The following is a 12213-nucleotide window of genomic DNA, read 5'->3' as shown; positions in this document are numbered from 1 at the left end:
GGTCAGCTTTCCGTCATCGAAAACCAGGAAACGTTGACCTGCACAGCGAGAAGAATGCAGCCGGCCGGCCAGTTTGGATGGGCGGGGTTATAGAAGCCGGGACAATAGCGAGACTAGCTCAGCTTGCCGCCTGGTCCCGGTTCGCAAAAAGACAGCTTTCAGATGGTTTCGCGCTGTCCCCGACGAAATGTTCATATAAAATGCAATTTCTTCCAGCGACTTTCCCTCCACCAGCAGCGATGCGAGACGAGCCTGCGCGGGAGTCAATCCAAAGATCTCCATGACAGAGCTCTGCGAGACGCGAGGTATTTCATTCAGATCAGTCAGGATCAGAAGGGCGCCCATGTCCGGGAGGAGGGGATCGCCTGCACTTTCCCAGTCCTGAACGATGGCATCAATGACAATCGGCCGGCGCTGACTCCGGGTGACAACTGTTTGCAAGGTGCTACGGCCCGGTTTGCCAGACAAAAAGCGGACCTGAGTGATCAGTCGGTCCAGCCTCAGTCGTGACTGAGCATCCGCTGCAAACAGACGCCGTCCCTTCACCGATAGATCGTCATCGAAAAGCTTCGACGCGTTGTCGTTGACAGCCGCCACGAAGCCATTCTGATCGATCAAAATCGCAGGCCGGCCCAATAGATCAAGCGTACCAATCATACTGGGCCGTTCCCCACGAGCGATGCGCAATTCACTCGGGCAAAACAAAGCTCCTTTCGGACCTGCCCCCGTTCTCTCGTCACCCTCAAGCATAGCAACAGTTCAAAAAATGGTTCGCATAACTAATGCTGAAAACGCCATCGTCCCATGTCTCAACTTATAGCTGCGTGCGTCAAAGTGGACAGTCCCATTTGAGATATGTTTCGCACTAATTTCTAGAGTTTCAGACTGAGTCCGTAGGCTACGGACCTTTCGGGCGCGCGATGAATAAGCGCTCGCTGCGTTTGCCCGTTCGAATTCAGCGCTTCTTCGCCGGCATTCGAGCTGCGCGATCGATGCAAAAGTGAAAATCTAACTAGTCATAGGAAGAAGCCGCTGATCTTCGCAGTCCTGCCTGCACAAATCCGGCGAACTTTCCCATTTTTGTGCTGAATTTGATCACGGCAGGCTCTCTTGAACGCGCCTCCTGATTTTGCCTCGCGCCGCGAACCCTCTAACGCAGAGCGGGCTTCACCCTGAGTGGCTCCGGGCTCTGGTACGCCACTGCTTTCGATCTCCCTAGGAGGCGTAGATGCCTTTGGGAACTTGAAAACCAAGGGAAAAATAGCCGAGACTAGCGCGTCGAGAGCACATCGCTCCTCGGACAGACGTCTTTCGACATACTGGCGGTCAAGCCCCGCGACCTCTGTTTCAAGCAAACGGCGATAGCGGTGGATGCGGTTACGGTGGGTTCGCATGGCGGCGAGCGTTTCGCTGATCATCGGCAGAATCTCATTCGAAATCAAATCCTCTCCTCCTTAACCGCGTGCCTGCGGTGGAGCATAGCTGACTCCGCGGAGCGCTGTGATTTGATGTCCTTTCTCTAGGGACAGCCCTGAAGGGTCAATTGGGTTCGTAACGCGCCGCTTCTGTACGTAACGTACAATGAATCCAGCGGGCGCCGTCCGGACAGTGAATATGGCAAGCCAGATGTTGCGCCCTGTTCTGCCGAAAGCAAGACATTCTGAGGGGCGCGCAAAGCCCGATCGCTAGCTGAGAGCTGTTCGTTTGCCCGAGGCACTCACGGGCCCTGCTCGTCATCGTCGCCGCTAGCCGATGAAGCTGAAGCCGACCTTGCTGACCTGTACGACGAGCGCGGCGACCTCAAGCCCATAGACGCTTGGCCGGAAATTTGGCGGCAAGGCCTCGTTGCCGGTGTCGAGATCGACGCGCTATACGAAGGGGCGGGCGAGGAGCGTAGGCAAGTCGGTCACGTCAAGAAGATCAGGTTGAGTGATCGACTGCGCCGCCTGGAGCTGATCGGCAAGCATGTTCGCGTCAATGCGTTCCAGGAGCGGGTTGAGTTTAGCCTGTTGGAAGGACTGGGAGAGCGCATCGATCGCGCCAAGGCTCGCGCAGCATCTCTTCCAGCGCTTCCGGCTCCGCCGATCGTGAAGGTCGCGTCTGCTCCTCTCCCTTCGCGTGTAGAGCAGCCAGCGCCAGCCGCACCACCTGCGCCGCCGTCACCACCACCGCCGCTGCCGAAGCCGGCTTACAAGCCGATCATGCCCGCGCCTGAACCCGCAGCACCGTGGCCGTCGTTCGGCGGCTTCGCTGCGACCGACTACGATCCCACCTAGCAAAAAACGAAATGCTCCATCATGGCAACAATCGCTGCCAACATCGCCACCATCCAAGCCCAAGCCGCCGTTCTCGACACGCTAATTGGGCAATTTGCCGCCGCCAAAGCGTTGATCGACGCGGCCGAACTCGACATTCGCAGTCAGCAAGCCTAAGCGTGGACTTGCACAGGTTTCGCTGCGCTGTCTGCAATCACGCACTTACGACATTCGCAGCGCATGAAGATTCCATGCATTCCAATGGCCGGTGGCTTCAAGGCGATTTGCGCCCACCGAAGTAAGCCGCGCTGCAAGTCGTGACCGAAGGCGAGACGCCGCGGCTGCCGGAAGGTTTCAGGGTCGAGCTCGACAAGGACGGTTGGCGGCACTGATTCGCGCGAAGCGCCGATGGCCTCAATGCATCTGCCGCTCTGACTGATCTTCACTAATCCGCCAGCCGCGTAGGGCATGACCATGTCCGATGACTGGACCAAACGAGCGACGAACATCCTTCGAGAACTTCATGCTGCCGAGACGGAGCTAATCGGCAGGGGGGCTATCCTGACCGACGGTAAGGCGGGGACGGTTGATCACGTCTTCCTTGACGAGGTGCACGGGCTCCGGATCTCGATCGGTGGCCACGACGGCAAGTGGCCGATTTCGACTCTGAAGCTTCTAGACTCCGGTTTCGCCAGATAGCGCAGGCGGTGTCAGCCCGTGGCAATGACCGATCAAGGCTGGGGCGCCCGTTCGAGGATGATCCGATCGAGGTAGACGGGCGCAAGCTGGGGGGTGGCATCATGTGGGCCTTGCACCTCGGAGGGCCGACACCAGATGGCGGGCCACTGCGCAAGAAGGGCAAACCGTGCAGGGTGATCCGATGAGCCAAATAAACCAGACCGGCCGTAGGATTATCTACGTCATGATGGTGGTCGTGGTGCTGGTGGTCATCTGGCAGATTCTCACGCCGCTTTGAGAAGGCCCGCCAGATAGCTTGTCCGCCCGGTCACCGTCCGCGGTGATCACTCGGTGACCGGGCGCCCAGCGCGGTGCGCGGCAGCGAGGCGGAGCCTGGCCGAGTAAGCCAGTCACAGTTTACCTGGAGTGGCAGCCATGATGCAGAACGTTGTAGCCGGATGCGTCGCAGTGGCTTTGATTATCCTGGCCTTGATTGGCTTCGCCCAAACGCACCGTGAATGTTGGCACGGGCACGTGCTCCTAACCCATGAGCCCTGCGGATCCGTCAGCCCTTCAATATAGGAACAACCATTTTCCGCTGATCTGGGCGCGGGACCGAAGCCCCGCGCTCTCGTCGTTCACCGCCTCGGCCGGCGGGCGCAAAACCGCTGTCGATCGCAGTGAGCGCTTTTCCACACCCACGACGCGCAGTAGCTCGCGCGCGGTCCGAGCCACCAGTAATCGATAATTTGACTGTCGCCCGCGCAGCGGTTGGATCTCGGCATGCCTCACCCTGCCCGCCGCCACACGCCCACGCACGCCGAGGGTCGGCCAATCAAGATCACCTTTGGCGAGATGCGCGAGATGGGCTTGCGCGGCGTCCTCATGTATTGCCCCTGCGGCCGTCACGTTGCGCTCGGCACCGATCGCTGGCCCGACGATGTTCGGCTGTCAGATGTCGAGCCGCGCTTCGTCTGCACCGCCTGCGCCGGGCGCGGCGCAGACGTACGACCGGATTTCAACTGGAACGCAAAAGGGCCGATCGGCGACATGGGCTATCGGTAGCCACCTTAAAAACGGCCCCGGCCATGGGGGCTTTTGAAGTGTGGAGGCCGGGGCCGTTGGAGGTGACCTTGGCGGTAATGGGGTCGCCAGGTGGTGACGAGCATAGGAAAAACCGGCAATCAGTTCTGTCCACTTGTGCCCAAAGCGGTATAGTTCCTCATCGGGAACGGAACCGGTCGCAATGAAGGACATGCAGGCTCAGTTAGAAAAGCTCCGCACGGATGCTGCCGAGTGCGCCTTGATCCGCGATCTTGCTACTGAACCCAAGAAGCGAGATGTTCACAAGGCTGGCCGAGCATCTGACAGTTCTGGCCGACGAGGTTGAACGCGCCATTGCTGCCGCGAGACCTGAGCTGAAGCGGAAGGAATGACGGAACGAGGCTGGGGTCGGCGTTTCGAGGATCCGATCACGATCGGCGATCGCATACTGGTGACGCAGCTCGACGCCGGCGAGTACATCGCCGCGTCGCCGAAGAAAGAGCACGCCGCATCGGAATGGCAAGCCGCGATGAAGGTGGAGGCCCGAGTATGTTTGCCAGCATCGGGGTCATGCGGGCATTGAACCGCCACCACGTCCCGGAGTTTAACCCGAAGGGCAAAGAGCCTCACTGGGGCCGGCGCAAGCTGAAGAGGGACCAATAAGGCGCCGCCAACTGAGGCGGCCTTACTCTCTCACAGGATGCAAGTCGGACGGCTGTACGGCGAGCCGATAAGCAATCTCCCGGGAGCCGTCGAAGACCTCTAGGACGCGCTCACAGATCAGGCACTTGTAGTGCCCGGCGTTGCCCTTGCGGGATTCAAGTTCGATCCGGCGAGATCCCGCCGAACAATCAGGGCACGTCACGTCGCCTTTCTTCATGTGACAGTTATGATGCAGGCTACCGCAGGGGTCAAAGGTTAGTGTTTGCCCGACGGAACGCAGCTGGGACCAGTACGCCCCGAATGGGAAAAGCCGCAGCGTGGTTCCAGCCCCACTGCGGCATTCCCGGAATAACAAAAAAATTAGTGCTCAAATCGCGCCGGTGTTCCTTCAGTAGAACACCCCGTTCCGAAAATGGAGTCCGGACAACTACCGGACTTCGGTTTTCTACGTATTGTCACTTGGAGGGCCGACATGGCTGGGCATGGCAATTCCAGCCCCAATGCTCCCGGTTGCCGATCCAATTGCGGATTTGAGCGCCGGGAGTGCTAGGCCCACCAGCGTGAACCGGCGCCCACCGTAAATTTCCCAAGGTCAAAAAAAAGAACCGCCGACCTTGGTAACTAAGGCCATCAGCTGAGGCTGCTTACCTCTGCTCGTTCCTCGCACGGGAAGCCAGTCTATCCAGCTGGCCAGCCAAACCCACGAAACTTCGGGCGATGTTTTTCAGGGCGGCGGCGCGATCCTTGGAAATGCCGCTCACGCCAGAAAGTCTCTTGTAGTGGTTAGCCTGCTCGCGGCACTCAGCAATGTTGATCAATGGCTCAGCCTTCCTGTTGCCCGCGCGGGACGTGGGATCGCCTTTCCCCGCTGGCTTGCCTTCTACCATGTTAGGCCCTTAAATCAGGTTCGGACACTGGGTTAGATACGGACAGCGCCGGCTCGAGTTTTGAAAAGGAACACAACGGTGGGCGTCTATGTGAACACCGCCAAGCAGGTCGGCGACGTCGATCACATCAAGTCTTCGCGACGGTGGACGCCGCGGAACGATGGTTCGAGGAGAACGACCCGGAGGGCGTCGCCTTCGAATACGATGTGATCGAGTGATGTGGAGCGGATAATCAGCGCCACATCGTTGGTGGGTTCAAGGCCTTGCGACCCGCCGCTTTCAACGCGTCGGTTGAGAGCTGTCCATGTGCCGCAGCATCGAGCAGCTTCGAAGCAACGTACGCTCTGGCGCCCGTTTCGCTTACAGGAATATTTTCGCAAACTTCGTCGAGCACCGCCCTGAGCAGCGCAGTCATTTCAGCATCAAACACGCCGAACTCCCGAAATTGAGAGGATCCTGAACGCTGCACAAGCGGAATATATTCGCTTGGCAGCGTTCGCCGCGTATTCCGGTCTGGGCTCCGAAATCCCAGCGCCTACAAAATTGGCACCTGTACGTCAAAGTAATGTGACAGCTTCCTCGGCCACATCAACGGGCGTTTGCAGGGCCTCCCCAAAGGCCCTTACCAAGGAGGATAGAGCGCGACGAACAGCCCGAGGCCGGCAAGAAGTATTGCCCACGCGACGGCCTGACGATTGCGAAGCGAGCCACGGTTCATTTGCGAGCCTTCTTACGAGACTTTCGCGTAACCGAGGCCGCAGGATTTGACCCGTCGAACACAATGACGTCGAAGAGCGTCTTCGCGTCATCGGATAGGATCCCCAACCAACATCGCTTCTAATTCGGCGGCTGTCGTTGGGACAATCCCACCATTCGGCCGAACAGGCATAGTCGACACTTCATCTCAGAAAAAACCAAATAGCCTCCCATAGGCCCGGGCGACGGGCTCGGTGCCAGGCGTCGTGCGTCGCTCGCTGTCGGGGCGTCATCGCGGCCAGGCGCTCGGCGCGCTGTTTGGCATATCTCTGTTGCTGCCGAACCTTGCGGTTGAACCGCGTCGCGCCGGCAGGTGTTGAGGCGTCCCCGTACTGTGGCAGATGCCAAGCCTTTCCGATCCGAAACGACAGATACGCATGCCCCTTGACGACGTTGCGCTCGACGTTTGGTGGCAGTTTGCGAGGCATGGCCTACCTCTCCCAACCAACATCGGCGTCAACGCCGGTCGCGTGCTCTTCCCCGTGGTGAGGCAGAGCGTCGATCGCGCTCGAGTTCGCGAACGTCCCAAGCCAGTCGTCTCGTACCCGGAATGACCCGCGGCTTGGGCATGCTTCCCGCCGTCACGAGAAGGTCAAACGTGTTCGGGCTAACCGAGGCATATGCTGCGGAGGCCTCACGATCGATTAGGCGCGGCGGCAGAGTTGGCGGCAATGCAGCTTGACGTGCCACTACCGCTTCTCCCCATCCTCCATTTCGAGAGCGACTGCCCCAACTCGGAGATCGGCTGCTTTTAATGGCGGCATTCCGCCGCTTCGCGGCGCTGACGACAGAAAGAGCATTGCGGTCATCATGCCAATGATGTGCAAACAGGTGTGTAATATGAATGGCCCTCTGGGGCTATCTAGCTGATTTTATTGTATTATTTTCTTTAAATGGCGCTCCCTAGCGGAATGTAACCACAGGTAATGATGAGATTTCCTATTATATTTCAATATGTTAAAATCTTGCCGTTTCGACGTGTATCTACGCGGTGTATCTACTTTTTGGGTCGGTAGCCGACTCGGCTACCGAAACTAACGAGTCGATGAGGGGCGGTAGAGCGCAAACCCATAACTATACAACTTGTAACAAAACTTGATTTGACTTTTCGTATTGCGGTTGAGGTCCCGTTCTGCTATGTACCACTCATGGCGACGTTGCGCGATTCGAGGGCGCGCCCGTGACTGCCTGACGGACACCTTGTCCGTCATCGGCTCATAGCCGAGGTAATGCAGCCGCTCAGCGGCAACGCTAACCGAAAATTCCCACACCCATGACCACTTTAAATGCGTCTGCGGTTACCGCTGATCGCCTTGACGCGGCCCTCGACCTCAGAGCTGGCCCCGGTTGTTTGGACAGCGCCGCGCTGGATTTAAGTGGATTCCTGCCGGGTTATGCTGAACGCGGGGCTTTACGATTTTGTCGTTGCGTCGGGAGGGCGTAGCCCGACCAGAGCGACGACAAAATCGTCGGCGACGGTCATGCGGCCATCACCATAGCTTGCGTGCCGAAGTAAGCCTCGTCGGGCGTGCGCCCGTCAAGGCTCGAGTGAGGGCGTCCCTGATTGTAGAAGGCCAGATACTTGGCAATTGACGCTCGCGCCTCGGACACGCTGTCGTAGGCGCGGAGATAAACTTCTTCGTATTTGACCGTGCGCCAGAGCCGCTCGACAAACACGTTGTCGCGCCAGGCGCCCTTGCCGTCCATGCTGATGGCGATCTTCGCGTCCAGCAGCACATCGGTGAACTCGAGGCTGGTGAACTGGCTGCCCTGATCCGTGTTGAAAATCTCGGGTCTGCCGTGCTTCGCCAACGCCTCCTGGACCGCTTGGACGCAGAAGGCCGCCTCCATTGTGATCGAGACGCGATGGGCCAGGACCCGTCGGCTGAACACATCGACGACCGCCGCGAGATAGACGAAGCCACGCCGCATCGGAATGTAGGTGATGTCCATTGCCCACGCATGGTCGGGCCGCTCGATCTTCAATCCGCGCAACAGGTACGGGTAGATCTTGTGACCCGGAGCCGGCTTGCTCGTGTTCGGGCGACGATAGACCGCCTCGATCCCCATGCGCTTCATCAGCGTCGCGATGTGGCGGCGACCGGCGTATACGCCCTCCCGCCGCAGCAACGATCGCAGCATACGCGCTCCCGCGAAGGGATAATCGAGATGCAGCTCATCGAGCCGACGCATCAAGGCAAGGTCCTCGGCCGAAACTGGCCGAGGTTCATAGTAGACCGTGCTGCGAGCCAGCTTCAGGACCTTCGCCTGGCGCACGATAGAAAGATCATGACCGCGGTCGATCATCGCTTTGCGCTCAGCAGGCCCGCCTTGGTGAGCGCGCCGGACAAAAAATCGTTTTCCAACGCCAGCTCGCCGATCTTGGCATGTAACGCCTTCAAATCGACCGGCGTCTCGGCCGATGTCTTGTCATGCCCAAACACGCCGGCGGCGCCTTCCAGGAGCTGGTTTTTCCAGATCGTGATCTGGTTCGGATGAACATCAAACAGTTGCGCCAGCTCCGCCAGTGTCTTGTCTCCTTTGACCGCAGCCAAAGCAACCTTCGCCTTGAATGCCGGAGAATGCGTCCGGCGGCTCTTCTTCGTCATCTTCGCTCCTGATTCGCAGCAAGAATCCTCGCCGCTGTCAGGCAGAAAATCCACTCAAGCTACTGTCCGAATTTGCGAGGCCAGCTCTCTCATCGCCGAGGTGATGGTGCTGCACGACCGGCCGGGCTTCGCGCCCTACGTCGAACGCCTGGAGCGGGAGCTTGCCGCTATGCAGTCGAAGGATGACGTGATGACACGCGCGCGGCGGCGGCTTGCTGCCCGCGGCGCAAACGATAACGGCAAGTCCAAGGTAGCTGCGTGAACAACAGCCCCGCGTCGCCCGCCAAATATCTGCAGCGCGACCTTTAGTGTCACGCCCGAAAAATCTCACTACTCATCACACACTACGAACGGAGGAATTGTGTGCAGCCACAACTCAATTTCCACCACAACTTCAGAGAGCCGGTCAAGATCCCCGGCTCGTTCAACCTGTATTACGATCCGGTTCAGGTCGACCGGCAACTGACTAAGCTTCTGATCGAGGGAGACCCGGAATATGAAAATCCTCGCCACTCATTCGCCGCTCGGTGCTGACGTTGCCCTTGCGGACGTCGAAGTCTGCGAAGGGGTGAAGTTGTTCGGCGTGCGCATTGTGCGTGCGGCCGATGGATCGCATCGAGCTTACGCGCGCGGGGCTGCGCTTTCGCCCGCGATGGTCGAATCAATTTCATCTCTCGTTTTAGAGGGCGATTGCCAACATGCGGGCCACGCTTAAGCGCATTATCCACCTTCGTCGCAGCCTTATTGCTTACGGATACCGTCCCGTCGCGTGTAGTGGCAAAGCCGCTGTCATGGGTAACTGGCAGCGCTCGCGGTGGTCCGCTGCGCAAATGGAAGGCATCGCTCGCAACTATCCGGACGCCACAAATACGGGTCTGCTCTGCGGCGAACTTGTGGGGCTTGATGTCGACACGCCGGACGCTGAGACTGCCGACGCTATCCGCGCGATGGTGATGGAGTTGCCGGGGTCGGACAGAGCGCCGTATCGGATGGGCAAGGCACCGAAGACCCTGTTCGCATTCCGCGCCACCGAGCCTCGCGAGAAGCGCGCAACAGGCGCCTACCTGATCAACGGCGCCAAGTGTCAGGTCGAGGCGTTTGGTGAACGCACGCAATTCGTGGCGTTCGGAACGCATCCCGATACGGGCCGACCTTACGAATGGTTCAACGGTTCGCCGGCCGAAACACCGTTGGCCGAGCTTCCGGAAATCACACCAGAGGCGATCGACGAATTGTTGGCTCGGGCGGAGGCGTACTTCGCCGAGCGCGGGACGCTGATTAAGCCAGCCAGCAAAGCCAGTGACCGCGGCCCGGTGGTAGTCGATAGTGACCACCCGTGGGCTGACACATCAACGCCGCGCGTTGGCTAGCCTCGATGCATGGGTGCCGGAGCTTGGACTCGAAGATCTGCGCAAGTACCAGGGCGGCTTCCACGCTGTTGCATCCTTCCGCCCCTCGATCAACTCGAAGGTGAAGAAGCGAGGCCGCGCGCTGAATATCCAGCCCAGTGGTATTGTCGATTATTCGGCTGGAAACGCCGGCTACTCGCCGATCAACATGGTTTCAGTCAGCCTCAGCATGTCCGCGTCAGAGGCCGCCGAGTGGCTGCGTAAACGAGTTGGCGGCGGCGATGACACCAAGCCAGTCAGCGTTGCTCGTCTTCTTACTCAACCCGCCAGGCGTGCCGCAGCGCGTCGATCAACATCAACTTTGTCCTGAAGGGCGATTGCTGAATGCAAAATGCAATTAAAACCGACGCGTCCAATTCAACCGTTGAAGCCCGCGATGAGGAGCCTGTCGCAGCCAACGACAACAAACCCGCATCTAATCCCGGCACTTCGGTAACCGAGGATAGTGTTGCGTATATATTCGCGAGCACCTATCGAGACACGCTGCGCTTCTGCCACTCCACTGGCGCGTGGTTTGAATGGGATGGTTCGTACTGGCGCAGGAACGAAGTCGGCCTTGCGGCTCACCATGTTAGGGTGATGGCCCGCGATATGTCACAGGGCCTGTCTCCGAAGGCGCTCGCGACTATACGAAAGCGTTCATTCGCTTCAGGAGTCGAGGGGTTCGCTCGCAATGACCCAACCTTCGCCGTCACGATCGAGGCTTGGGACCGCGACCCGTTTCTGCTCGGAACGCCAGACGGCACCGTTGATCTGCGTACAGGGAAAATGCGCGCTGCCGACCCTGCAGATGGCATTACCAAACTAACGTCCACCGCGCCGTCTGCCCAGGCAGACTGTCCACTTTGGTTGCGATTTCTTCAAGACGCGACTGGCGGCGACGGTGAAATGATCCGCTTTCTGCAGCAGTGGTGCGGCTACTGCCTTACGGGCGACACGCGCGAACATGCACTTGTCTTTGTGCATGGCGACGGCGGTAATGGGAAATCGGTTTTTCTCAACACCACTAGCTATATTCTGCACGATTATGCGACTACGGCGTCAATGGACACGTTCGTTGCCAGCCGCAGTGACAGACACCCGACAGACTTGGCGATGTTGCGCGGTGCGCGTCTAGTCAGCGCCAGCGAGACAGAGGAGGGCAGGGCTTGGGCCGAGTCGCGAATAAAACAGATGACGGGCGGCGATGCGATTTCAGCGCGCTTTATGAGGCAGGACTTCTTTACGTTCCAGCCGCAATTCAAACTGTTTGTGGTTGGAAACCACCAGCCAGCACTGCATAGCGTCGACGCCGCAGCCCGGCGGCGATTCAACATCGTGCCGTTCACGCGAAAGCCGACGAAGCCGGATCGTGAACTTGAAGCAAAGCTTCGCGGTGAGGCGCCCGCCATTCTGCGGTGGATGGTTGATGGGTGCCGGGACTGGCAGCGCAATGGTTTGGTGCGACCTGCATCTATTGTTGAGGCGACCGAAACGTATTTTGCCGAGCAAGACACGTTCGGCCAGTGGCTGAAGGATGCTTGCCGAGTTGAGCCGGACAATCGTAGCATCTCAGACTTCGTCGCGGATCTGTTCAAATCGTGGACCGATTATGCTGAAGCATCTGGCGAGCGCCCCGGAAGCCAGAAGGGATTTGTCCAGTCGCTGACCAAGAGTGGCTTCAAGAAGGGGCAAAGGGTACGCGGCGGACAACTCTATATCGGACTGCAACTGCTTAGGCAGGCCGAGAAAGAACCTAGCGTGCGCGATTGAGCACGGATCGCGCACGGGAAAACGAAATGATTTCAATGGTCGGTGCTACGTGTGCGACATGTGCGCGATTTTTCCATTATAGGCGCTTCGCGCGCGCGTGTAGAGAGTCATACGTGAAAATCACGCACATCGCGCACACCGCGCACGGCGGCGGGGTCTA

General features: G+C 58.9%; 14 protein-coding genes and 1 pseudogene. 11 read left to right on the top strand and 4 right to left on the bottom strand.

Annotated elements, in window-relative coordinates; translation table 11 throughout:
* Positions 1–87: 87 nt before the first annotated feature.
* Both ACE10W_RS38660 and ACE10W_RS38655 read right to left on the bottom strand, forming a co-directional pair.
* A complete protein-coding gene (locus ACE10W_RS38660; RefSeq protein ID WP_016848068.1) occupies positions 88–657 on the bottom strand; it encodes a helix-turn-helix transcriptional regulator in 570 nt (189 codons plus the stop codon).
* A 359-nt stretch (positions 658–1016) separates the two neighbouring features.
* A complete protein-coding gene (locus ACE10W_RS38655; RefSeq protein ID WP_223153798.1) occupies positions 1017–1442 on the bottom strand; it encodes a hypothetical protein in 426 nt (141 codons plus the stop codon).
* Positions 1443–1925: 483 nt separating this feature from the next.
* Between ACE10W_RS38655 and ACE10W_RS38650 the strand changes: the two genes are divergently transcribed.
* The 6 genes and pseudogenes from ACE10W_RS38650 (at position 1926) to ACE10W_RS38625 (ending at position 4560) form a co-directional block, all read left to right on the top strand.
* Complete coding sequence (locus tag ACE10W_RS38650) at positions 1926–2276, top strand: hypothetical protein (RefSeq protein ID WP_161170744.1); 351 nt, start codon at positions 1926–1928, stop codon at positions 2274–2276.
* Positions 2277–2297: 21 nt separating this feature from the next.
* The gene (locus ACE10W_RS38645) at positions 2298–2432 is read left to right on the top strand and encodes a hypothetical protein (RefSeq protein ID WP_016847164.1); all 135 of its coding nucleotides are present in this window, start codon (positions 2298–2300) and stop codon (positions 2430–2432) included.
* A gap of 291 nt (positions 2433–2723) precedes the next feature.
* On the top strand, positions 2724–2954 hold the full coding sequence (locus ACE10W_RS38640) for a hypothetical protein (protein WP_016847165.1): 231 nt from the start codon (positions 2724–2726) through the stop codon (positions 2952–2954).
* Positions 2955–3716: 762 nt separating this feature from the next.
* Entirely contained in the window at positions 3717–3998 is a 282-nt protein-coding gene (locus ACE10W_RS38635) for a hypothetical protein (RefSeq protein WP_011090974.1), read from the top strand.
* A gap of 181 nt (positions 3999–4179) precedes the next feature.
* Positions 4180–4369: pseudogene (locus ACE10W_RS38630) on the top strand (hypothetical protein).
* Positions 4366–4560: a hypothetical protein gene (locus ACE10W_RS38625; protein WP_011090973.1), complete on the top strand. Its 195-nt coding sequence runs from the start codon at positions 4366–4368 to the stop codon at positions 4558–4560. Before ACE10W_RS38630 ends, ACE10W_RS38625 begins: the two are co-directional and overlap by 4 nt.
* Before the next feature lie 1199 nt (positions 4561–5759).
* On the opposite strand, the gene ACE10W_RS38620 is transcribed toward ACE10W_RS38625, so the two are convergent.
* A complete protein-coding gene (locus tag ACE10W_RS38620; protein ID WP_011090972.1) occupies positions 5760–5996 on the bottom strand; it encodes a hypothetical protein in 237 nt (78 codons plus the stop codon).
* 1766 nt (positions 5997–7762) lie between these two features.
* Positions 7763–8892 (bottom strand): IS3-like element ISRj2 family transposase gene (locus ACE10W_RS38615; RefSeq protein ID WP_085967575.1). Its coding sequence is split into 2 segments (ribosomal slippage): positions 7763–8640 and positions 8640–8892, totalling 1131 coding nucleotides; the frame shifts between segments, so codons are not numbered across the junction.
* A gap of 103 nt (positions 8893–8995) precedes the next feature.
* On the opposite strand from ACE10W_RS38615, the gene ACE10W_RS38610 reads away from it, so the two are divergent.
* The 5 genes from ACE10W_RS38610 to ACE10W_RS38590 all read left to right on the top strand — a co-directional run bounded on the left by ACE10W_RS38610 (position 8996) and on the right by ACE10W_RS38590 (position 12053).
* Positions 8996–9154 (top strand): hypothetical protein, encoded by a 159-nt coding sequence (locus ACE10W_RS38610; RefSeq protein WP_016846393.1) that lies wholly within the window; start codon positions 8996–8998, stop codon positions 9152–9154.
* Positions 9155–9388: 234 nt separating this feature from the next.
* Positions 9389–9607 (top strand): hypothetical protein, encoded by a 219-nt coding sequence (locus tag ACE10W_RS38605; RefSeq protein WP_129964954.1) that lies wholly within the window; start codon positions 9389–9391, stop codon positions 9605–9607.
* A 76-nt stretch (positions 9608–9683) separates the two neighbouring features.
* Complete coding sequence (locus ACE10W_RS38600) at positions 9684–10262, top strand: bifunctional DNA primase/polymerase (protein ID WP_231088587.1); 579 nt, start codon at positions 9684–9686, stop codon at positions 10260–10262.
* A gap of 13 nt (positions 10263–10275) precedes the next feature.
* On the top strand, positions 10276–10611 hold the full coding sequence (locus ACE10W_RS38595) for a hypothetical protein (protein WP_161536874.1): 336 nt from the start codon (positions 10276–10278) through the stop codon (positions 10609–10611).
* 14 nt (positions 10612–10625) lie between these two features.
* Entirely contained in the window at positions 10626–12053 is a 1428-nt protein-coding gene (locus ACE10W_RS38590) for a phage/plasmid primase, P4 family (protein ID WP_011090968.1), read from the top strand.
* Positions 12054–12213: the final 160 nt, after the last annotated feature.

It is taken from the genome of Bradyrhizobium sp. B025 (genome assembly GCF_042257955.1).
GTDB lineage: Bacteria > Pseudomonadota > Alphaproteobacteria > Rhizobiales > Xanthobacteraceae > Bradyrhizobium > Bradyrhizobium diazoefficiens.
This window is presented reverse-complemented; position numbering and strand designations above follow the sequence as displayed.

What these genes read in the sequence shown, in the direction of transcription:
- ACE10W_RS38640 (WP_016847165.1), top strand. Translation starts at nt 2,724, where the DNA reads ATGACCATGTCCGATGACTGGACCAAACGAGCGACGAACATCCTTCGA.
- ACE10W_RS38600 (WP_231088587.1), top strand. Translation starts at nt 9,684, where the DNA reads ATGGGTAACTGGCAGCGCTCGCGGTGGTCCGCTGCGCAAATGGAAGGC.
- ACE10W_RS38625 (WP_011090973.1), top strand. Translation starts at nt 4,366, where the DNA reads ATGACGGAACGAGGCTGGGGTCGGCGTTTCGAGGATCCGATCACGATC.
- ACE10W_RS38590 (WP_011090968.1), top strand. Translation starts at nt 10,626, where the DNA reads ATGCAAAATGCAATTAAAACCGACGCGTCCAATTCAACCGTTGAAGCC.
- ACE10W_RS38610 (WP_016846393.1), top strand. Translation starts at nt 8,996, where the DNA reads ATGGTGCTGCACGACCGGCCGGGCTTCGCGCCCTACGTCGAACGCCTG.
- ACE10W_RS38635 (WP_011090974.1), top strand. Translation starts at nt 3,717, where the DNA reads ATGCCTCACCCTGCCCGCCGCCACACGCCCACGCACGCCGAGGGTCGG.
- ACE10W_RS38605 (WP_129964954.1), top strand. Translation starts at nt 9,389, where the DNA reads ATGAAAATCCTCGCCACTCATTCGCCGCTCGGTGCTGACGTTGCCCTT.
- ACE10W_RS38645 (WP_016847164.1), top strand. Translation starts at nt 2,298, where the DNA reads ATGGCAACAATCGCTGCCAACATCGCCACCATCCAAGCCCAAGCCGCC.
- ACE10W_RS38660 (WP_016848068.1), bottom strand. Translation starts at nt 657, where the DNA reads ATGATTGGTACGCTTGATCTATTGGGCCGGCCTGCGATTTTGATCGAT.